This is a genomic window from Actinoallomurus acaciae (assembly GCF_042429965.1).
Taxonomy (GTDB): Bacteria; Actinomycetota; Actinomycetes; order Streptosporangiales; family Streptosporangiaceae; genus Actinoallomurus; species Actinoallomurus acaciae.
In genome coordinates this window covers 1-18,801 of the sequence record NZ_JBHLZP010000040.1, presented here as the reverse complement: position 1 = coordinate 18,801, position 18,801 = coordinate 1, and the positions used below count along the sequence as shown (strand labels likewise).

The following is an 18,801-nucleotide window of genomic DNA, read 5'->3' as shown; positions in this document are numbered from 1 at the left end:
GTGAGCAGGGGCATCAGTAAAGACCAGCGATCCGGCGGGCCTTCTCCAGGTCGTCGTGGTTGTCGACCTCGACCCAGTCGACGGTGCCGATCGGCGCGACCGCCACCTTGCCGCCGCGGTCGACCAGCTCCTGGTAGCCGTCCTCGTAGTAGAGGTTCGGGTCGCGCTCCCAGGTCGCCTTGAGGGCGTCGGCGAGCGGCTCGGCGACGGCCGGCTCCAGCAGCGTCGCGCCGATGTACTCGCCGTTCGCGCTCGCCGGGTCCATCAGTTTGGTGATGCGCTCCAGGTGCCCGTCGGCGCCGAGGGTGACCTTCATCTCCTCATCGGCGAGCTTCTTCACGTCGTCGATGGCGAGCAGCAGGTCGGGGCCGCGGTTCTCCAGGAGGGTGCGCTCGACGCTCACCGGGTGGACGGTGTCGCCGTTCACCATGAGCACGCCCTCGGTGAAGTGGTCGCGCGCCAGCCACATCGAGTAGGCGTTGTTCCACTCCTCGGCCTTGTCGTTGTGCACGAGGGTGATGTCGACGCCGTAGCGGCTCTCCAGCCCGGCCTTGCGCTCCTCCACCGCGCCCGCCTGGTAGCCCACGACGATGACGACGTCGGTGAGCTCCACCTCGGCGAGGTTGCCGAGCGCGATGTCCAGGATCGTCGTCTCGCCGTCCACGGGCACCAACGCCTTGGGGAGCGTGTCCGTGTAGGGGCGAAGCCGGCGCCCGGCGCCGGCGGCGAGAACCATGCCGATCATTGAACGGCCTCCTCTGCTTTCTTCGCCTCGGCCTGCTCCGCCGCGGCTTCCTCTTCTTGCTGCGCCGAGGTCCCCCCCGTGGTCTCTCCCTCGTTCTCGAGGTCGATCATGACGCCCTTGCCGGTGCCGGTCCGCGTCCAGGTGTAGACGCTCTCGATGCCGAACAGCAGCCCGAGGTAGACGGCGAGCACCGCGATGACGATCGGGAGGACTCCCATGAGGGTGGCCACGGCCGCGATGAGCAGGCGGCCGTCCCAGCCCAGACCGGCGCGGAAGACCCACTTGGCGGGCCACAGGCGCTGGCGGGTCCGGTAGACGGTGTCGTAGTGGTGGTAGGCGAGTATGCCGATGAAGGCGTACGTCAGCGGCTTGGAGACGTCGTGCGCGAAGCAGAGCGTCGCCAGGTAGCCGTACTCGATCGCGCGCATGAGCGGCGGTACGAGCCAGTCGAGGCGGCCGCTGTGCGGGTGCGTCGAGGCCGGCCCGCACAGCAGCAGCGCCAGCACCGGGGCGAAGATCGCGGGGCTGTCCTGGCCGTTGACGCCGACGAGCAGCAGGATGGCGGTGACGATGCCGGCCACGAGCAGCGGGAGCAGCGGCGGAAGCTGGCCTCCGGTGAGGCGGCCGAGGGCCTGCGACACCGGGCCGTCGTCGCGGTAGGCGACCAGCCGGTCGCCGTGGAAGGCGAACGCCTCGTTCGGAGCCGGCCGCTCCGGCGCCCCCGCCGACATCCCTCCAGGAAGCACGGTACTCATTGATCGCTCCCTCTTTGCGTTTCAGTTGTGATGTCAGGCGTCAAGGCGGGCCGTCCGGGGCTGGGTCAGGGACCGGAGGAAACGACCGCCGATGGTGTAGAGAGCGGCGATGGAGCCCCAGGTGAGCAGAGCGATGAACGTCACCTCGGCGTTGAAGATCGCCGCGGTGATGGCGATGAGCGCGAAGCGCTCACCGATCGGCAGCACGATGATCTTCTTGAACCAGTGGAAGGCCCGGATCTTCTCCGACCGCGCGGACAGCCAGACCGCCAGGTGGCTCAGGCCGCCGCCCTTGGGCCGGCTCTTGGCCGGCTCGGGCTCGTCGAGCACCGTGTCGTCGGGCATCTCCAGAGGCAGCACCGGGATCGGCTCGGGCGCCTTGCGCCGCTTGGAGGCGCCGAACGCGAAGTCGACCATGTGCCGGCACGTCTGCAGGGTCAGCGCGGCGACCGCGAGGTACCAGACGTCGCCGCCGTGCACCGAGCTGCCCACGGCGGCCGCGGTCGAGCCGACCGCCAGCCCGGCGAAGACGGTGTACTCCTTCGCGCGGTCGAACGTCGCGTCGAGCCAGGCCCCCAGCGTGCTGAACTGCCGGGTGTAGCGGGCCAGCTGCCCGTCCACGCAGTCGAAGACGAACGCGAAGTAGAGACACACCGCGCCGAGGAGCATGCCCCAGCGGTGCCCGGTGGCGAACCAGGCGGCGGCGACCACCGAGATCCCCATCGAGATCGCGGTGACGCCGTTGGGCGTCCAGCGGCGCTTGGCGCACCAGCGGGCGATGTAACGCGAGTAGGTGCTGACGGCGTAGGTCGTGAAGAAGCCGTCGTTGTTCTTGACCGCCGCGTTGAGCAGCACCCGGTCCTCGTCGACGGCGTCGACGGCCTGCTGGGCCGCGGCGGCCTGCTCCTGGTCGAGGACCCGCTCGCAGACGAGCTCGCGGCTGCCGCGGGCGGTGACCTTGACGCCGGACCGGACGAGGCCGGTGACCAGCAGGGCGGGCGCGTCGTCACCGGTGACCGGCGTGCTGGCCAGGACCGGAGGAAGCCCGGTGTTCTGTGCCTCGGCCTCTTCCTGCGCCCCGGCGGCCTCGTTCTCGTCCGGGCCGCTCCACAGGATGCGCACCGGGCTCATCTCGGTCAGGGCGTCGGGGGTGTCGACGAGGTCGGCGAACCGCTCGGCCACGTCGGCGAGGGTCCGGGTCTCCTCCTGGCCCACGCGCAGCACGCCGCGGAAGAGGGCGTTCGGGTCGGTCACCTGGTGATAGCGGGTGCCCGCGGAGGAGATCCGGCCGCGCTGGATCTTCAGGACGGGGCGGGTGGGCGCGTCGCCGATCGGCCGTACGCGGGTGGCGGAGGCCGACGCGGGGGCCTTGGAGTTGAACACGAGACGGGCGAACACCTCGCGGTGCGCCACGACGTCACCGTGCATGATCAGTATCGGCTCGGTGGCCTCGCGGGCCACGCGGGCGATCTCTCTCAGGTCCTCGGCGAGCCCCTTGGACTCGATCACTTCGCAGCCGAGGTCGCGAAGCTCGGCTGCGGTCCCGGGGCGGGCGATCACACGGCGGTCCCCCACGTCGAGGGACTTGAGTTGCTCGAGCAGGCGGCCGATCACGGTGCCGCCGCGGAGCGCAAGGCCGGCCGTCGGCGAGGACTCAGGCGCGACGGTTTCCGTCGCGACTACCACTGCCAACGTCATCGGCGCCCTCCGAACGTCATGTCAGGCAGTCCTTCAGGTGTTGGGGGTCATCTCCGGCGAACGCCGCGAGATACGAGCGCCGACCATACCGCGACCGTCACCTCGTCGCCGCTCCCGCGTAAACATCCGTTCGTCCGCCGGCCGGATGGATGGAGAGTCCCCATAGGTTACCGTCGCCCGAGACCGCTCTTCCGCAGCCGCGGACAGGAGAGTGCATGCCCTATGAGCCCCGTGACGACGACGGCCGTGATCTTGGCCGGTGGGACGGGCCGCCGGCTCGGCCTGGAAGGGCCGAAACAGCTCGCCGCCGTGGGCGGGCGTCCCATCCTGACGCGGGCGATCGCCGCGTTCGACGCCGCCCCGCAGATCGACGACATCCTGGTCGTGATGGCCCCCGGTCATCTCGCCGCCGCGGAGCTGGCCGCCGGACCGTACCCGAAGGTGACCGGTGTCATCACGGGCGGCGCGAGCCGTACGGACTCCACGCTGCGCGCGCTGTCGGCGCTGGAGAGCCGGCCGGGCGACGCGCGTGTGCTGTTCCACGACGCCGCGCGGCCGTTCGTGGACGCCCGGATCATCGCCGAGTGCGTCGCGACGCTCGAGCGCGCCGAAGCGGTGGCCGTGGCGGTGCCGTCATCGGACACGGTCGTCGTGGTCGAGGGCGACCGCGTGGTCGAGATGCCGCCCCGCGGCAGCCTGCGCCGGTTCCAGACGCCGCAGGGCTTCCGGCTGGCCACGATCCGCACGGCGTACGAGCGAGCCCTCGCCGACCCGGGCTTCGCGGCGAACCCGCCCACCGACGACTGCGGCGTGGTGCACCGCTACCTGCCCGGCGTGCCGATCACGGTGGTGCCGGGCAGCGAGCAGAACATCAAGATCACGCACCCGGTCGACCTGATCGTCGCCGAGCAGATCACGTCTCGCGAGAACGCCCCAGGCTCGGCGGACTGAGCAGGAAGCCGAGCCCCCACGACAGGTGCATCGTCGCGTACACGATCGGCAGGCGCAGCCACGCCGACGCCGGCAGGCCGCGCCCGGTCGGCACCGAACCCAGGATGATCGCTGCGGCGTACCCGCCCGGCAGGATCCAGGCCGGCCAGAAGCCGGCCGCGCCGGCCACGACGCCGACCACGACCGCCACGACGGCGATGGGCGGCGCGAGGTAGCGGAGGTTCAGCGTGCCCTGGTGCTCGCGCCCCACGACGCGCCGCCAGCGGCCGGTGTGGAAGAACTGCTTGGCGAGCGCGCGGATGTTGGGGCGGGGCCGGTACGTCACGTGCATGCGGGGCGTGAACCACACCTTGCCGCCGGTCTGGCGGATCCGGTGGTTCATCTCCCAGTCCTGCGCGCGGACGAACGTCTCGTCGTAGCCGCCGACGCGTTCGAGCGCGCTGCGCCGGAACGATCCCAGGTAGACCGTGTCCGCCTCACCGGCGCCGCCGCCGGTGTGGAACGGGGCGTTGCCGATGCCGATCTTCGAGGTCATCGCGCGCGCCACGGCCTTCTCGAACGGCGTGACGCCCTCGGCGGCCATGATGCCGCCGACGTTGTCCGCGCCGGTCTCCTCCAGCGTCTCCACCGCGGCGCACACGTAGTCGGGCGGCATGAGCGAGTGCCCGTCGACCCGGACCACGATGGAGTACTGCGAGGCCTTGATGGCGGCGTTGAGCCCCTGCGGAGTGCGCCCGGTGGGGTTCGGGACGATGACGATCCGCGGGTCGTCGGCCGCGAGCTTCTCGGCGATCTCCTGCGTACGGTCGCGAGAAGGACCGATGGCCAGCACCAGTTCGAGCTCACCGGCATACTCCTGACCGAGGATGCCGCCGACCGCCTCGGCGAGATGGCGCTCCTCGTTGAGCACCGGCATGATCACTGACACCGCCGGCCACACGCGGTTTCCGGCAAGGGGTGTGTTAGGCGAGGGATTCATGACGGCGCCACGGTACTGTACGAACGCGAGGAACGCCGCAATGTAGGCAAGACTTCGCACCTCGGGGAGGCGTGAGCGGCATGTCTGAAGACACCGGGTCCGACCCGCAGGAGCGATACTTCCGCCCGCGACCCGGCGCTCCAGGCGACGGCGATGACACGACGCCGCCGGACGGCGTGACGGTCGGCGACGCCGAGTCCATGCACGTCAAGGTCGAGCCCCGGCCGCCCCGGACGTACGCTCACGGGGCGCGGCGGCACCGCCGCGGCCTCATGGCGACCGGCGCGATGTCCGCGTTCGTGCTCCTGTTCGCCGGCGGCGGCTGGGCGTTCCAGGACTACGTGCTCGGCAACGTCCAGCGCGTGGACGCCTTCGGCGGGCTCAAGAACCGCCCCGACGCCGGCCCCGAGGGCTCGATGAACATCCTGCTCGCCGGCGTCGACCGGCGCGAGGGCCTGACCGACCAGCAGATCAGGGACCTGCACCTGGGCAAGGTCGGCGGCCAGCGCTCCGACACGATGATGCTGGTGCACATCTCGTCCAAGCACGACAAGGTCACCGTGGTGAGCCTGCCGCGCGACTCGCTCGTCACCATCCCGGCCCACCGCTCCAACGGGTCGGAGGGCGCCACGGGCGCCGAGATCGGCGAGCGGCAGGGCAAGCTCAACTGGGCCTACATGTACGGGGGCGCGCCGCTGACCGTACAGACCGTCGAGCGGGCCACCGGCGTGCACGTCGACCACTACATCGAGATCAACTTCCTCGGCTTCCTCAAGGTCGTCAACGCCCTGGGCGGGGTCACGGTCTGCACTCCGACCGCGATCGACGACCCCAAGAGCGGCCTGCGGCTACCGGCCGGCAAGAGCAACGTCGACGGCACCACCGCCCTCGCGTACGCCCGCGCCCGCTACACCCTGACCGGCGGCAGCGACCTGGGCCGGATCGACCGGCAGCAGCAGTTCATGTCGGCGGTCGTGCACAAGGCGCTGAGCGAGCCGGCGAAGTTCCCGTCGTTCCTCAGCTCCTCGCTGGACGCCATGCGCGCCGACAAGGGCCTGTCGAAGAGCACGCTGACCGCGCTCGCCACGCAGATGAAGGGCATGAGCACCGACAGCATCGCGTTCACGACCGTGCCCCTGTCCAACTCCGACTACACCGTCTCGATCGGCGGGCAGCGGCAGTCCACCGTGCTGTGGGACCAGTCTGCCGGCAACCGGCTCTTCAACGAGATCGAGGACGACAAGCCGATCATCCAGCCGGCGACGCCGAAGCCGACCGCGTCCGCCACGCCGAAGAACGGCCTGACGGTGCCGCCGAGCCAGATCGACGTCCGCGTCGTCAACGGCGTCGGCATCCAGGGGCTGGCCACCAGGGCCGCCCGCGACCTGCACCGGGTCGGCTTCGACACGACCGTGGCGCCGGGGACGCAGCACGGGGCGACGGCGACGGTGATCCAGTACGGGCCGGGGCGGGAGGACTCCGCGAAGACGCTGAAGGCGGCCATCCCGGGCGCGCGGCTCAGGTCGGTGTCGTCCCTGGGCTCGCGGCTGCAGATCGTGGTCGGCCCGTCCTGGACCGGGGCGAAGCAGGTGAAGGTGACGACGCCGCCGAGTTCGTCGTCCTCTTCGAGTGGTCAGATCAACGCCAAGACCGCCACGCAGAACCTCTGCAAATAGCGGAGGCGGCCAGTCGGGGCGGCCGTGGTCGACGAGGTCCGCCGCCAAGTCGCCGGTCCCCATTCCCCCAAATGTGGCATTTGGCTACTAGCCTGCTGACCTAACGCTCGAGCGGGTCGCGGCCACTCTGGAGGAGTAGCGATGTCCAACGGCGCTCGTCATACGTGGGGCTTTTTTGCTGGAATCGTGCTCACGGCGGCCTTGGCGGCTTTGTTGATCTTCGGTACGTACCGGCTGCAGCACGGCTACGTCACCGAGTTCCACAAACAGGACAAGTGGATCGGTGGCGGCCTCCTCGCGGGCGCGGCGATCGTGTTCGCGCTCCTCGCCTCATCGCGGCTGTCGCCCTTGGCCTCGCTCATCGGCGGCATCGTGCTCACCGCGACCGGCGTGCTGTTCTTCGTCTCCCAGAAGACGACCGCGGATCTGATCAACCGCTTCCCGCTCAAGGAGCAGCGCGTCACGCTCGCCGGGCTGGAGGAGGAGGGATTTCTCCTCTTCGCCGGCGTCGGGCTCCTGTTCGCCTCGTTCTTCCCCTCCCGCTGGCGGGCGCGCGAAGACGGCGACGCGGACGACGACTACGAGTACGGCCCGCCGGAGACCCGCCGCGAGCCGTACAGCGAGCACGTGGCGGGTGAGACCTTCGGCGGGCGCCACGCGGCCCGGGACGAGCAGCCGACCGTGTACGGCGGGCCGCAGACCGCATACGAACAACCGCAGGCCGCATACGAACAGCCGCAGACCGCGTACGAACAGCCGCAGGCCGGATACGACCCGCAGCGCACGAGCTATGACTCGCCGCTCTACGAACCGACCCGGCAGCAGGAGGCCCCGTACGCCGGACGACCGCCGTTCAGCCCGCCCGACGAGGAGGGCGGCACCCGGGAGATGTACCGCCCCCAGTGACATAGCCGCACCTCAGCCATACCTCGCGCGGTATTGCCGGGCCCGCGCGGCGGCCTGAGGATCGCCGCATGCACACCTACCGTTTGGACAAGCCGGGAGAGATCGACGGGATCGTCCGGCACGAGATCGGCGAACCGGAGCCCGGCCCGGCCCAGATCGTGGTCCGCGTCCGCGCGACCTCCCTCAACCGGCGCGACCTGCTCATCCTCCAGCAGCGTTACCCACTGCCGTCCGCGCCGGGCGTGGTCCCGGTCAGCGACGGCGCGGGCGAGGTCGTCGCGGTGGGCGCGGAGGTGACCCGCTTCCGCACCGGCGACCGGGTCGTCGGCGCCTACTGGCCCCGCTGGCATGACGGACGACTGCGGCCGGAGCTGATCGACCAGTTCGGCTGCACGCTCGACGGCATGCTCACCGAGTACGCCCTGCTGGACGAGCAGTGGGCCGTGTCCGTACCGGAGCATCTGAGCTGGGAGGAGGCGGCCACGCTGCCGTGCGCCGCGCTCACCGCGTGGACCTCCCTGGTCGGCGGCGTCCCGCTGGAGCCCGGGCAGACGGTGCTCACCCTCGGCACCGGGCCGGTCGCCCTGTTCGCCCTCCAGTTCGCCAAGGCGACGGGCTGCCGGGTCGTCGCCACGACCTCCAGCGCGGCCAAGGCCGCCCGGCTGCGGGAGCTCGGCGCCGACCACGTGATCGACTACACCGCGACCCCGCAGTGGTGGCGTGCGGTGCGCGAGGTCACCGGCGGCCTGGGCGCGGACCTCGTGGTCGAGACGAACGGGCGGCCCACCATCGACCAGTCCGTACGGGCCGCCGCGCTGTACGGGCAGGTCGTGCTGCTGTCGGTGCCGACCGTCCCGGCCGGGGCGCCCGGCGCGAACCTGGAGATCTCCGGCGACGCCTACAAGAACTCGCTCGCGACGATCCGGCGCGTCTTCGTCGGCAGCCGCGCGGACCATGAGGCGATGAACCGGGCGATCTCCGCGAACCTCCTGCACCCCGTGATCGACCGCGTCTTCGACTTCGCCGAGGCGCCCGAGGCCTACGCCTACTACCGGGACGGCGCGCCCTTCGGGAAGGTGGTCATCGCGGGCGCCTAGCACGCATCCGGTGGTAGGCCTCCAGGCCGTCGGGCACCCACTCCCACTCGGGCAGGCGGCGTTCGAGCTCCTCCTCGGTCAGGAATGCGTGCCAGGCGACCTCCTCGGCCTGCGGCGACACCGGCAGGTCGCACCGGACCTCGTAGACGCGCGACCACCACGTGTGCCCGGCCGCGCCCTCGTACAGGAACGAGAACAGCGGGGTCGGCCGGGCCAGACCGGACACGCCCAGCTCTTCCTCGGCCTCCCGCAGGGCCGCGTCGTCGTAGGACTCGCCCGCCCCGACCACTCCGCCGACGAACATGTCGTAGCGCGCGGGAAAGATCAGCTTGCCGGCCGTGCGCCGGTGCACGAAGATCCGGTCCTGCCCGTCCCGCACGAGAACGAACGCGCACCGGTGCCGCAGGCGCCGCGCGTACGCCTCGGCCCGTGGCGCCGTGCCGATCACGTTGTCGTGCTCGTCCACGATATCCAGGATCTCCTCGGCCGCACGCGCGGCGATCCGCTCCACGACGCGGAACCGCTGCGTCACCACCCGCGTCCGGTCATCGACCGTGAACTCCGGGTCGCCGAGGGCCGCCCGCATCTCCTCGCCGTGCCAGAACCTCTCGTGCGCGGTACGCCACTCCGCCACCGACGTGTGGCCCTCGCCCTCCTCCATCACGTACGGCAGGTCGACCTCGCCCAGCGTCACGACGCGCACGTCCGTCGTCTCCACCACGGCCACCGGGCGTCCGCCGGAGTCCACGACCACGGACCGCTCCCCGGCGGCGGGCAGCGGCTCGCCCAGCCGCTCGTACTCCTCCCACAGCCCGGTGGTGGCCGTCTTCGCCCCGGACAGGACGGCGACGACCAGCCGGTCGCGCAGCGGTCCCGGGAAGGCCAGTTCGAACCGGGGCAGATCCTCGTGCGGCATGGCCACAGGGTAGAGGCGCCGGGCGTGGCGGACGGGAGGTCACGGGGTAAGGTCCCATCGTGACCGAGCACACAATGCAGTCATCACAGGACGAGCCAGGCCACCCTCACCTGGCCGAACTCCGCGAGACGGTCGAGCGTGGCGGGGCGGCGAAGTACCACGACGCCAACGCCGCCAAGGGCAAGCTGTTCGCACGCGAGCGGATCGCGTTGCTCGTCGACCCGCTGTCCTTCGTCGAGGACGGCATGTACGCCAACGCGCTCGCCGAAGACCTCCCGGCCGACGGCGTGATCACCGGTACCGCCACGATCCAGGGCCGCCCGGTCGCCCTCATGGCCAACGACTCGACGGTCAAGGCCGGCTCCTGGGGCGCGCGCACGGTCGAGAAGATCATTCGGATCATCGAGCGCGCCTACCGCACCCGCGTCCCGATGATCTATCTGGTCGACTCCGCCGGCGCGCGGATCACCGACCAGGTCGAGATGTTCCCCGGCCGCCGCGGCGCCGGGAGGATCTTCCACACCCAGGTGCGGGCGAGCGGCTCGATCCCGCAGGTCTGCGCGCTGTTCGGGCCGAGCGCGGCGGGTGGCGCGTACATCCCCGCCTTCTGCGACTTCGTGGCGATGGTGGACGGCAACGCCTCGATGTACCTCGGCAGCCCGCGCATGGTCGAGATGGTGGTCAAGGAGCAGACGACGCTGGAGGAGATGGGCGGGGCGAAGATGCACTGCTCGGTCTCCGGCTGCGGGCACCTCCTGGCCAAGGACGAGCGGCAGGCCCTGGACGCCGTACGGGACTTCCTGTCCTACCTGCCGTCACACTTTGAGCAGGAGCCGCCGGCGGCCGAGGCGCGCGACCCCAAGCCGGTCGACCTGCGGGGGCTCGTGCCGACCAGCGAGCGGGTCGCCTTCGACATGCGGCGCTACGTCAAGGGCCTGCTGGATGAGGACTCCTTCTTCGAGATCCACAGCCTGTGGGCGCGCGAACTGGTCGTCGGTTTCGGCCGGCTCGAGGGCCAGGTCGTCGGTGTGGTCGCGAACAACCCGATGTTCAAGGGCGGCGTGCTGTTCGTCGACTCCGCGGACAAGGCGACGCGGTTCATCCAGCTCTGCGACGCTTTCAACGTGCCGCTCCTGTTCTTGTCCGACGTGCCCGGTTTCATGGTCGGCACGGCGGTCGAACGCCAGGGCATCATTCGTCACGGGGCAAAAATGATCTCAGCGGTCTCAGAGGCCACAGTGCCCAAGATATGCATAGTCGTCCGAAAGGCCTATGGGGCCGGCCTGTACGCCATGGCGGGTCCGGGCTTTGACCCCGACGCCACAATTGCGTTGCCTACCGCGAAGATCGCTGTCATGGGCGCCGAGGCAGCCGTGAACGCCGTCTACTACAACAAGATCATGGCGATCGAGGACGCCCGGGAGCGCGAGGCGTACGTCGAGAAACTCCGCGCCGAGTACGAGCGGGACATCGACATCGTCCGGCTGGCAGGCGAACTCGTGATCGACGCGATCGTCGAGCCGGAGGAGCTCCGGAACGAACTCGCCGGTCGCCTCGCCGCCGCCCGAGGAAAGGATCGATCTTTCTCGCATCGCCGACACGGAGTCACGCCGGTCTGAAGGTCGTTCCAATTACCGCTCATTAGCTCGGATTTGGCGCGTTCCTAGGAGCTCTATGACTGGCAAATCGCAGGTCAAGCCCCCTCTAGTACGGAGGAAACGTTCTTGAATAGCTCTACGATCGGCTCATGACCTCAGTACTGCTCGCCGAGGACGACACGTCCATCTCCGAGCCTCTCGCCAGAGCGTTGCGGCGGGAGGGATACAACGTCGAAGTCAGTCCCGACGGTCCGCAGGCCCTCGAACGGGCGCTGGGCGGCGGGGTGGATCTGATCGTGCTCGACCTAGGTCTTCCCGAACTCGACGGCCTCGAGGTGGCCCGCCGCGTCCGGGCGGAGGGCCATGGTGTGCCGATCCTCATCCTCACCGCCCGCGCCGACGAGGTGGACACCGTTGTGGGTCTCGACGCCGGGGCGGACGACTATGTGACCAAACCGTTCCGTCTGGCGGAACTCCTCGCCCGCGTCCGGGCCCTGCTGCGCCGCGGAAGCACCGAGACGCCGATCGTGCAGGGAGTGCGGATCGACGCCGAGTCGCGACGCGCGTGGATGGGCGACCAGGAGTTGCAGCTCACGACCAAGGAGTTCGACCTGCTGCGCGTGCTCGTACGCGACGCCGGCAAGGTCGTCACCCGTGAGCAGATCATGCGCGAGGTGTGGGACACCAACTGGTGGGGTTCCACGAAGACCCTCGACATGCACATCTCCTGGTTGCGCCGGAAACTCGGTGACGACGCGGGAAGCCCTCGCTACATCACGACCGTGCGCGGAGTCGGATTCCGCTTCGAGCGCGGCGACTGACAACGGCGGACCGTGACGTGAACCACGGCATCACGTCACGGTCGGAAGAGAGGGACCCCCATGAGGCGACGTCTGCTGCTGTCGACGCTCGCCGTCGCAGTCGTGGCCGTACTCCTGCTCGGCATCCCGCTGGCCTACTCCACCGAGCGCCTGATCTACGACGAGGCCCAGCAGCAGGTCGAGCGCGAGGCGGCGACCGTCGTCGCGGGCGTCAACCTGCGCGAGGAGCTGCGTCAGTCCATCACCGGTGACCAGATCGCCAAGGAGTTCCCGGGCCGCTACATCGTGGTGACCATGGCCGACGGCACGCAGATCACCGCCGGCAACGCTCCGGCCAAGGGCGACCATGTGATCACGAAGATGGCGGCGAACGACCGCGGCATCCACGTCCAGGTGTCACGGGACGCGGGCGACGTCGAGGCGGACGCCGTGCGGACGTTCCTGCTCATCGGCAGCCTCGTCGTGCTCGGCGTGGGCGTGGCGGTCGGGCTCGCGATGGTGCAGGCGCGCAAGCTGACGCTGCCGCTCATCGACCTGGCCGAGACCGCCGACCGCCTCGGGTCCGGCAACGCACGGCCGCGACGCCGCCGCTACGGCGTGCCCGAGGTCGACCGCGTGGCGGAGGTCCTCGACCGCAGCGCGGTGCGCATCGCCGACCTCCTCGCCGCGAGCCGGGAGTTCGCCTCCGACGCCAGCCACCAGCTGCGCACGCCGCTCACCGCGCTGTCGATGCGGCTGGAGGAGATGATCGAGGCCGCGGAGTACCCCGATGTCGTACGCGAGGAGGGCGTCGCCGCCGCAGCGCAGGTGGAGCGGCTGGCCGCCGTCGTCGAGCAGCTCCTCGCGCGCGCCAAGCACGACCCGACCGGTGACGCGATCCCGATCGGGGTGGATGAGATCGTCGCGCAGCAGGTCAAGGAGTGGGAGCCGGTCTTCCGCCGCGAGAACCGCCGGATCGGCATGTCGGGCGTCCGGGGGCTGACCGCCGTGGTCAGCCCCGGCGGCCTGTCGCAGATCGTCGCGACGCTGCTGGACAACTCCCTCGTCCACGGCGACGGCGAGGTCACCATCCACACCAAGGAGACGCCGATCTCGATCGTCGTGGAGGTCGGCGACGAGGGCGCCGGGGTGCCGCCCGAACTCGAACGCCGGGTGTTCGACCGCAACGTCAGCGGCCGGCAGGGCACCGGCCTGGGGCTCTACCTGGCGCGTTCCCTGGCCACCGCCGACGGCGGACGGCTGGAGCTGATCCGGGCACGCCCGGCGACCTTCGCCATCTTCTTGCGCAAGCGCGAGGAGGCGCTGCTCGCCAGGGAGCGCGTCGTCAGCGGCCCCGCGTAGGGGGCGCGACGGATATCCCGTCGCGCGGCCAGACGGCGTACGGACGCGCGCGTATCGATGGTCGGGCCGTCAGTCGGTGAGGGAGGCGTCCCAGCCCGGCTGCACGACGCGGCCGTTGGCATCCGGCTGGGACGGGTCGCCGGCGATCAGCTCGATGGAGAACCAGTCGACGTCGGTGAGGCTCGTCTTCCAGGTCTGTTTCTTCGGCCACGCGTCGGTCGCGCTGTTCGGGCCGCCGACGACGAGTGCGTCCTTGACCTCGCCGCCGCCCTTGTTGGAGTGCGCGGCGATCCGGTAGGTGAGGGTGTTCGTCGAGTCGTACGCGATGCCCCAGATGTTGAGCGAGCCCTTGGGGCAGGTCCGGGTGTACCGCTCGCCGACCTTGAGCGGGGGAATTCCTCCGTACACGTCTACCTCCGTGTTCGGGCGCCCGCCGTCGGCGAGCTGGTCGATGGTGAGTGTCGAGACGCTGGCGTCGTACTCGCCCTTGAACGCGCTGGAGAACTGCCAGATGTGCGGGCGGCTCCAGCCGCAGGTCAGACCGCTGGGCAGCCACGGCGCGAAGGTCGTGGGCCACGTCGAGGTCGCCTTGGAGGTCGGGTACTGCGGGTACCACCAGAACGGGTACTCGGCGGCGAGGCCGCGCCCGGTGCCGTTGGTCGCGTAACCGCCGCCCAGGTAGATGCCGTACGTGATGCCGGGTGCCTGGTCGCGGATCCGGTCCGCCCAGGCGACGGCCCAGGCGTGGGTCTTCGCCTGGTTCAGATCGGACGCCTCCAGGTCCAGCCACAGCGACTCGCCGGCGACCGGCCGTACGACGTCCAGGAACCGGTCGGCCTGCGATCGCGCCGACGACGCCTCCGGACGCGCGAAGTGGTACGCGCCGCGGTGCCGGGCCCGCTGCTTCGCACTGGCGTACTGGGCGCGGAACCTGCTGGAGGTGTACGACGAGCCCTCGGTCGCCTTGACGAACACCGCGTCCGCGGCCGGGACCGTGCTGCCCTGGTAGGCGCTCACGTCGTACAGGTGCAGGAGGCTCATGGCTGGATGAACCAGTCGTCGTCGGCCGCGGCGACGAAGGACCACCACTCGGCGAACCCGACGACCTGGCCGTCGAACGGCCGGTTCACCAGTTCGTACCGGTCGTCGTGGTTGCCCTCGTAGACGTGTAGCCGGCCGCCTTCGTGCTCCTTCAGGACGCCGACGTGGTTGTCGTCGGGTCCGGTGCCCCGCCAGTCGTAGAAGACGATGCGGCGTGGCTTCGGCGTCATGGACACACGGCCCATGGCCGACATGCGGTCGTGCCAGTTCTGGACGTAGGCGTCGCTCTTGTGCAGGCCGCCGATCGCCGCCAGGCCGCCGGGGATCTGCGCGATGCAGTAGATCGCCGAGGACGCGCACCAGTCCGCCCTGGCGTAGATGGTCGTCTTGGGCGGCTGGGCGTCCAGCCATTTGCCGTAGCTGGTCGTGCCGTCGGCCGCCTCGTGCCGGCCGACCTGGTCTTCGCAAACGTCGAGGATGTCGATCATGTCACTCACATCCGATCTGCGATGGACCGTCGACCTTACTTGACCGACGCGCGCAGATGAGTCAGCGAAGCCAGTAAAGGCATGACTCGCACACGAGACGCGAGACAGCGCTACAATCCGCCGATTTCCCTCATTCCCCGCATGCGGCGGTGTACGGGGACGGGTGGTCGGCGAGGCGGCGAGGCGGCGAGGCGGCGAGAAACGCTCAGCGGGAACGCTTGGCGAGGCCGGCCGGCACCGGCTCGGGCTTGGGCTCGGGCTCGTCGGCGGTCTCCGCCGCGGCCTCGGCCTCGGTGCCGGTCTCGGCGTCGGCCTCGGGCAGGCCCGTGTGGGGGTCGACCGGCGGCGCGGACGCGGGCAGGAAGACCCACTTCTTGTACGCCCAGTAGCGGAACAGCGTGGCGGCGCCGGTGCCGACGACCTGCGCGGCGTTGTACGCGATGCCGCCGTGCAGGCCCAGGACGTAGTGCGTGACGCCGATGAACACCCAGGTGATGAACAGGGCGACGCCGTTGAGCACGAAGAACAGGACGTACTCGCGGCCCAGGCCGCTGGTGTCGCGGTGCCGGAAGGTCCAGTAGCGGTTCGCGAAGTAGGAGAACGTCGTCGCGACGACGGTGCCGATGCCGAAGGACGTCAGCGGCCCCACCCCGAGGACCAGGTGCAGGGTGTCGGAGATCCCGATGGTGATGACGAAGTTGAGTACGCCGATCACGCCGAACTTTGCCAGCTCGTGAACGAGGTGGGCGAATCGTCGGTACAGATTTACGGCGATTCTCACTAAGGGAGACCTTTCATTCGCGGTCGCGGTTGATCGCGCATCCTCGGCAGGCCCGCAACTCTCCTTACCCCCGGCATGACGAGGATAGACGGCGTTCGTGGCAGCATGTGCCTGTGGTCCCAGATTCTGGCAGCCGCCGACCGCGGCCGTCCGGGGTATGACGGGATCAGGCTCATGTCTCTCCGACCGAGGTGATCATGGACTACCGGCTCGACGACGAGCACGAGACCCTGCGCAAGACCGTCGAGGAGTTCGCCCGCGACGTCGTCGCTCCACAGGCCGAACGACTGGACGCGGACGAGGAGTTCCCGTACGACATCGTTCGCCAGATGGGCGAGATGGGCCTGTTCGGGCTGCCCTTCCCCGAGGAGTACGGCGGGATGGGCGGCGACTACTTCGCCCTCTGCCTGGCGCTGGAGGAGCTGGCGCGCGTCGACTCCTCCGTGGCGATCACGCTGGAGGCCGGGGTGTCGCTCGGCGCGATGCCGATCTACCGGTTCGGCACCGAGGAGCAGAAGCGCACGTGGCTGCCCGACCTCGTGACGGGCCGCGCGCTCGGCGCGTTCGGGCTCACCGAGCCGGGCGGCGGCACCGACGCCGGCGCCACCCGCACCACCGCCAAGCCGATCGACGGCCAGTGGGTGATCAACGGCACGAAGTGCTTCATCACCAACTCCGGCACCGACATCACCCGCCTGGTGACGGTCACCGCCGTCACGGGCGGCGAAGGGCCGGCCCGGGAGATCTCCTCGATCATCGTCCCGACGCCGCACGAGGGCCTCACCGTGGCGCCGAAGTACTCCAAGGTCGGCTGGCACGCCTCCGACACACGTGAGCTCTCCTTCAACGACTGCCACGTGCCCGCCGAGAACCTCCTCGGCGAACGCGGCCGCGGCTACGCGAACTTCCTGTCGATCCTGGACGAGGGGCGCATCGCCATCTCCGCCCTCGCCACCGGCCTCGCCCAGGCCTGCCTCGACGAGTCGATCAAGTACGCCAAGGAGCGCACCGCCTTCGGCACTCCGATCGGCAAGAACCAGGCCATCGCCTTCAAGATCGCCGACATGGAGGTGCGCACGCACACCGCGCGGCTCGCGTGGTACCGCGCGGCCGAGCGGATGATGCGCGGTGAGCCGTTCAAGAAGGAGGCCGCCATCGCCAAGCTGCACTCCTCCGAGATCGCGGTCACCAACGCCCGTGAGGCCACCCAGATCCACGGCGGCTACGGCTTCATGAACGAGTACCCGGTCGCCCGGCACTGGCGCGATTCCAAGATCTTGGAGATCGGCGAGGGCACCTCCGAGGTACAGCGCATGCTCATCGCCCGTGAGCTGGGCCTCTGAGGGCTCGATAGGCTGCGGGGGTGACGGACAGGCAAGGTATTCCCGCGGTCGGCATGGTGGGCGGCGGCCAGCTCGCCCGCATGACCCAGCAGGCGGCGATCGGTCTCGGCGTGACGCTGCGCGTGCTCGGCGAGGGCATCGACGCCTCCGCCGCACGGGTGATCTCCGACGTCCGCGTCGGTGACCACCGTTCCCTCGACGACCTGCTCTCCTTCGCCAAGGACAGCGACGTGGTGACGTGGGACCACGAGCACGTCCCGGGCGAGCGCATCAGGGCGCTGGAGGAGGCCGGGGTGGCGTGCCGTCCCGGCTCCGCCGCGCTCCTGCACGCTCAGGACAAGCGCGTGATGCGCGAGCGGCTGAGCGGGCTGGGGGTGCCCGTACCACGGTTCGCGCCGGTCGCGAGCCTGGCGGACGCCGAGAAGTTCGGAGCCTGGCCGCTCGTGCTCAAGGCCGTCCGCGGCGGCTACGACGGCAAGGGCGTCTGGATCTGTGAGAACCCCGCCGAGGCCCGCGAGGTGATCGAACGGGCCGCGGCCGAGAGGGTTCCGCTGCTGGCCGAGGAGCACGTGTCGTTCCGCCGCGAGCTGGCCGCCCTGGTGGCGCGCTCGCCGTACGGCCAGGGCGCGGCGTACCCGATCGTGGAGACGGTGCAGCGCGACGGGATCTGCCGTGAGGTGATCGCGCCGGCGCCCGGCCTCGCCCCCGACCTGGCCGAGGAGGCCCAGAGGCTGGCCCTGGACATCGCCGACCGGCTCGGCGTGACGGGCCTGCTGGCGGTCGAGCTGTTCGAGACCGCCGACGGCGTGCTGGTCAACGAACTGGCCATGCGGCCGCACAACTCCGGGCACTGGACGATCGAGGGCGCGCGCACCTCGCAGTTCGAGCAGCACCTGCGCGCGGTGCTCGACCTGCCGCTGGGCGACACGCGGCCGACCGCTCCGTACACGGTGATGGCCAACGTCCTCGGCGGCGACGAGCCCCAGATCTATCCGCGCTACATCCACGTCATGGCGCACGACCCGGGCGTGAAGGTGCACTTCTACGGCAAGGACATCCGGCCGGGTCGCAAGATCGGGCACGTGACGGCGCTCGGCGACGACCTGGACGACGTACGCGAACGGGCGCGTCACGCGGCCGGCTACCTGAGGAACGGGCCGCGATGAGCGTCGGCGTGGTGATGGGCAGCGACTCGGACTGGCCGGTCATGAAGGCCGCCGCCGAGGCGCTGGAGGAGTTCGGCGTGCCGTACGAGGCCGACGTGGTCTCGGCGCACCGGATGCCGCACGAGATGATCGCGTACGGCTCCGAGGCGGCCTCGCGCGGCCTCCAGGTGATCATCGCGGGCGCCGGCGGCGCCGCGCACCTGCCGGGGATGCTCGCCTCCGTCACGCCGCTGCCGGTGATCGGCGTGCCGGTGCCGCTGAAGTACCTCGACGGCATGGACTCCCTGCTGTCGATCGTGCAGATGCCCGCCGGGGTGCCGGTGGCGACCGTCGCGGTCGGCGGGGCCCGCAACGCCGGCCTGCTGGCCGTGCGCGTCCTGGCGGCGAGCGACGCGGACCTGCGGGGGCGGATGGAGGAGTACCAGCGCGACCTGCACGCCGTGGCCCACCGCGAGGACGAACGCCTCCGCGAGGCCGCGGACTGAGCCCCTCGGCCGGG

The 18,801-nt window shown here is 70.3% G+C and carries 18 protein-coding genes; 10 read left to right on the top strand and 8 right to left on the bottom strand.

Going from position 1 to position 18,801, the window contains the following annotated elements; genetic code table 11:
* Positions 1–13: 13 nt before the first annotated feature.
* The 3 genes from ACFFNX_RS08180 to ACFFNX_RS08170 are packed head-to-tail and all read right to left on the bottom strand — an operon-like array spanning position 14 to position 3,198.
* Positions 14–745: a phosphocholine cytidylyltransferase family protein gene (locus ACFFNX_RS08180; RefSeq protein ID WP_378197658.1), complete on the bottom strand. Its 732-nt coding sequence runs from the start codon at positions 743–745 to the stop codon at positions 14–16.
* Positions 742–1,500 carry a DUF5941 domain-containing protein gene (locus tag ACFFNX_RS08175; protein WP_378197656.1) on the bottom strand — a complete coding sequence of 253 codons (759 nt, stop codon included), beginning with the start codon at positions 1,498–1,500 and terminating at the stop codon, positions 742–744. The genes ACFFNX_RS08180 and ACFFNX_RS08175 overlap by 4 nt, the downstream gene beginning before the upstream one ends.
* A gap of 33 nt (positions 1,501–1,533) precedes the next feature.
* Positions 1,534–3,198 (bottom strand): CDP-alcohol phosphatidyltransferase family protein, encoded by a 1,665-nt coding sequence (locus ACFFNX_RS08170; protein ID WP_378197654.1) that lies wholly within the window; start codon positions 3,196–3,198, stop codon positions 1,534–1,536.
* Positions 3,199–3,420: 222 nt separating this feature from the next.
* Between ACFFNX_RS08170 and ispD the strand changes: the two genes are divergently transcribed.
* Complete coding sequence (ispD, locus tag ACFFNX_RS08165) at positions 3,421–4,149, top strand: 2-C-methyl-D-erythritol 4-phosphate cytidylyltransferase (protein WP_378197652.1); 729 nt, start codon at positions 3,421–3,423, stop codon at positions 4,147–4,149.
* Here ispD and ACFFNX_RS08160 read toward each other — a convergent pair.
* On the bottom strand, positions 4,112–5,170 hold the full coding sequence (locus ACFFNX_RS08160) for a glycosyltransferase family 2 protein (RefSeq protein ID WP_512699846.1): 1,059 nt from the start codon (positions 5,168–5,170) through the stop codon (positions 4,112–4,114). The two genes, ispD and ACFFNX_RS08160, sit on opposite strands and share 38 nt — an antisense overlap.
* A gap of 38 nt (positions 5,171–5,208) precedes the next feature.
* Here ACFFNX_RS08160 and ACFFNX_RS08155 point away from each other — a divergent pair, with 38 nt between their 5' ends.
* From ACFFNX_RS08155 to ACFFNX_RS08145, 3 genes are all read left to right on the top strand, one after another.
* Complete coding sequence (locus ACFFNX_RS08155) at positions 5,209–6,804, top strand: LCP family protein (RefSeq protein ID WP_378197647.1); 1,596 nt, start codon at positions 5,209–5,211, stop codon at positions 6,802–6,804.
* A 213-nt stretch (positions 6,805–7,017) separates the two neighbouring features.
* On the top strand, positions 7,018–7,710 hold the full coding sequence (locus ACFFNX_RS08150; RefSeq protein ID WP_378197645.1) for a hypothetical protein: 693 nt from the start codon (positions 7,018–7,020) through the stop codon (positions 7,708–7,710).
* A 68-nt stretch (positions 7,711–7,778) separates the two neighbouring features.
* On the top strand, positions 7,779–8,807 hold the full coding sequence (locus ACFFNX_RS08145; RefSeq protein ID WP_378197643.1) for a zinc-dependent alcohol dehydrogenase family protein: 1,029 nt from the start codon (positions 7,779–7,781) through the stop codon (positions 8,805–8,807).
* Here the strand turns inward: ACFFNX_RS08145 and ACFFNX_RS08140 are convergent.
* Positions 8,791–9,723, bottom strand: coding sequence for an NUDIX domain-containing protein (locus tag ACFFNX_RS08140; RefSeq protein ID WP_378197641.1), 933 nt, complete (start codon positions 9,721–9,723; stop codon positions 8,791–8,793). The genes ACFFNX_RS08145 and ACFFNX_RS08140 overlap by 17 nt on opposite strands.
* A gap of 59 nt (positions 9,724–9,782) precedes the next feature.
* Between ACFFNX_RS08140 and ACFFNX_RS08135 the strand changes: the two genes are divergently transcribed.
* The 3 genes from ACFFNX_RS08135 to ACFFNX_RS08125 all read left to right on the top strand — a co-directional run bounded on the left by ACFFNX_RS08135 (position 9,783) and on the right by ACFFNX_RS08125 (position 13,483).
* Positions 9,783–11,342, top strand: a complete 1,560-nt coding sequence (locus ACFFNX_RS08135) for an acyl-CoA carboxylase subunit beta (RefSeq protein WP_378197639.1) — start codon at positions 9,783–9,785, stop codon at positions 11,340–11,342.
* Positions 11,343–11,470: 128 nt separating this feature from the next.
* The gene (locus tag ACFFNX_RS08130) at positions 11,471–12,142 is read left to right on the top strand and encodes a response regulator transcription factor (RefSeq protein WP_141956913.1); all 672 of its coding nucleotides are present in this window, start codon (positions 11,471–11,473) and stop codon (positions 12,140–12,142) included.
* A 60-nt stretch (positions 12,143–12,202) separates the two neighbouring features.
* Positions 12,203–13,483, top strand: coding sequence for an ATP-binding protein (locus ACFFNX_RS08125; RefSeq protein ID WP_378197636.1), 1,281 nt, complete (start codon positions 12,203–12,205; stop codon positions 13,481–13,483).
* A gap of 69 nt (positions 13,484–13,552) precedes the next feature.
* On the opposite strand, the gene ACFFNX_RS08120 is transcribed toward ACFFNX_RS08125, so the two are convergent.
* The 3 genes from ACFFNX_RS08120 to ACFFNX_RS08110 all read right to left on the bottom strand — a co-directional run bounded on the left by ACFFNX_RS08120 (position 13,553) and on the right by ACFFNX_RS08110 (position 15,793).
* Positions 13,553–14,524, bottom strand: coding sequence for a glycoside hydrolase family 25 protein (locus ACFFNX_RS08120; RefSeq protein ID WP_378197634.1), 972 nt, complete (start codon positions 14,522–14,524; stop codon positions 13,553–13,555).
* The gene (locus ACFFNX_RS08115) at positions 14,521–15,012 is read right to left on the bottom strand and encodes a CHAP domain-containing protein (RefSeq protein WP_378197632.1); all 492 of its coding nucleotides are present in this window, start codon (positions 15,010–15,012) and stop codon (positions 14,521–14,523) included. The genes ACFFNX_RS08120 and ACFFNX_RS08115 overlap by 4 nt, the downstream gene beginning before the upstream one ends.
* A gap of 205 nt (positions 15,013–15,217) precedes the next feature.
* A complete protein-coding gene (locus ACFFNX_RS08110; protein WP_378197630.1) occupies positions 15,218–15,793 on the bottom strand; it encodes a GtrA family protein in 576 nt (191 codons plus the stop codon).
* Between the two features lie 197 nt (positions 15,794–15,990).
* Between ACFFNX_RS08110 and ACFFNX_RS08105 the strand changes: the two genes are divergently transcribed.
* Genes ACFFNX_RS08105 through purE form a run of 3 tightly spaced genes read left to right on the top strand, consistent with a single transcriptional unit; the run spans position 15,991 to position 18,787 of the window.
* Positions 15,991–17,136, top strand: a complete 1,146-nt coding sequence (locus tag ACFFNX_RS08105) for an acyl-CoA dehydrogenase family protein (RefSeq protein WP_378197628.1) — start codon at positions 15,991–15,993, stop codon at positions 17,134–17,136.
* A gap of 20 nt (positions 17,137–17,156) precedes the next feature.
* Complete coding sequence (locus ACFFNX_RS08100; protein ID WP_378197625.1) at positions 17,157–18,302, top strand: 5-(carboxyamino)imidazole ribonucleotide synthase; 1,146 nt, start codon at positions 17,157–17,159, stop codon at positions 18,300–18,302.
* A complete protein-coding gene (gene purE, locus ACFFNX_RS08095; RefSeq protein WP_378197623.1) occupies positions 18,299–18,787 on the top strand; it encodes a 5-(carboxyamino)imidazole ribonucleotide mutase in 489 nt (162 codons plus the stop codon). The genes ACFFNX_RS08100 and purE overlap by 4 nt, the downstream gene beginning before the upstream one ends.
* Positions 18,788–18,801: the final 14 nt, after the last annotated feature.

What these genes read in the sequence shown, in the direction of transcription:
- ACFFNX_RS08170 (WP_378197654.1), bottom strand. Translation starts at nt 3,198, where the DNA reads ATGACGTTGGCAGTGGTAGTCGCGACGGAAACCGTCGCGCCTGAGTCC.
- ACFFNX_RS08125 (WP_378197636.1), top strand. Translation starts at nt 12,203, where the DNA reads ATGAGGCGACGTCTGCTGCTGTCGACGCTCGCCGTCGCAGTCGTGGCC.
- ispD (WP_378197652.1), top strand. Translation starts at nt 3,421, where the DNA reads ATGAGCCCCGTGACGACGACGGCCGTGATCTTGGCCGGTGGGACGGGC.
- ACFFNX_RS08115 (WP_378197632.1), bottom strand. Translation starts at nt 15,012, where the DNA reads ATGATCGACATCCTCGACGTTTGCGAAGACCAGGTCGGCCGGCACGAG.
- ACFFNX_RS08130 (WP_141956913.1), top strand. Translation starts at nt 11,471, where the DNA reads ATGACCTCAGTACTGCTCGCCGAGGACGACACGTCCATCTCCGAGCCT.
- ACFFNX_RS08155 (WP_378197647.1), top strand. Translation starts at nt 5,209, where the DNA reads ATGTCTGAAGACACCGGGTCCGACCCGCAGGAGCGATACTTCCGCCCG.
- purE (WP_378197623.1), top strand. Translation starts at nt 18,299, where the DNA reads ATGAGCGTCGGCGTGGTGATGGGCAGCGACTCGGACTGGCCGGTCATG.
- ACFFNX_RS08175 (WP_378197656.1), bottom strand. Translation starts at nt 1,500, where the DNA reads ATGAGTACCGTGCTTCCTGGAGGGATGTCGGCGGGGGCGCCGGAGCGG.
- ACFFNX_RS08105 (WP_378197628.1), top strand. Translation starts at nt 15,991, where the DNA reads ATGGACTACCGGCTCGACGACGAGCACGAGACCCTGCGCAAGACCGTC.
- ACFFNX_RS08120 (WP_378197634.1), bottom strand. Translation starts at nt 14,524, where the DNA reads ATGAGCCTCCTGCACCTGTACGACGTGAGCGCCTACCAGGGCAGCACG.
- ACFFNX_RS08145 (WP_378197643.1), top strand. Translation starts at nt 7,779, where the DNA reads ATGCACACCTACCGTTTGGACAAGCCGGGAGAGATCGACGGGATCGTC.
- ACFFNX_RS08180 (WP_378197658.1), bottom strand. Translation starts at nt 745, where the DNA reads ATGATCGGCATGGTTCTCGCCGCCGGCGCCGGGCGCCGGCTTCGCCCC.
- ACFFNX_RS08140 (WP_378197641.1), bottom strand. Translation starts at nt 9,723, where the DNA reads ATGCCGCACGAGGATCTGCCCCGGTTCGAACTGGCCTTCCCGGGACCG.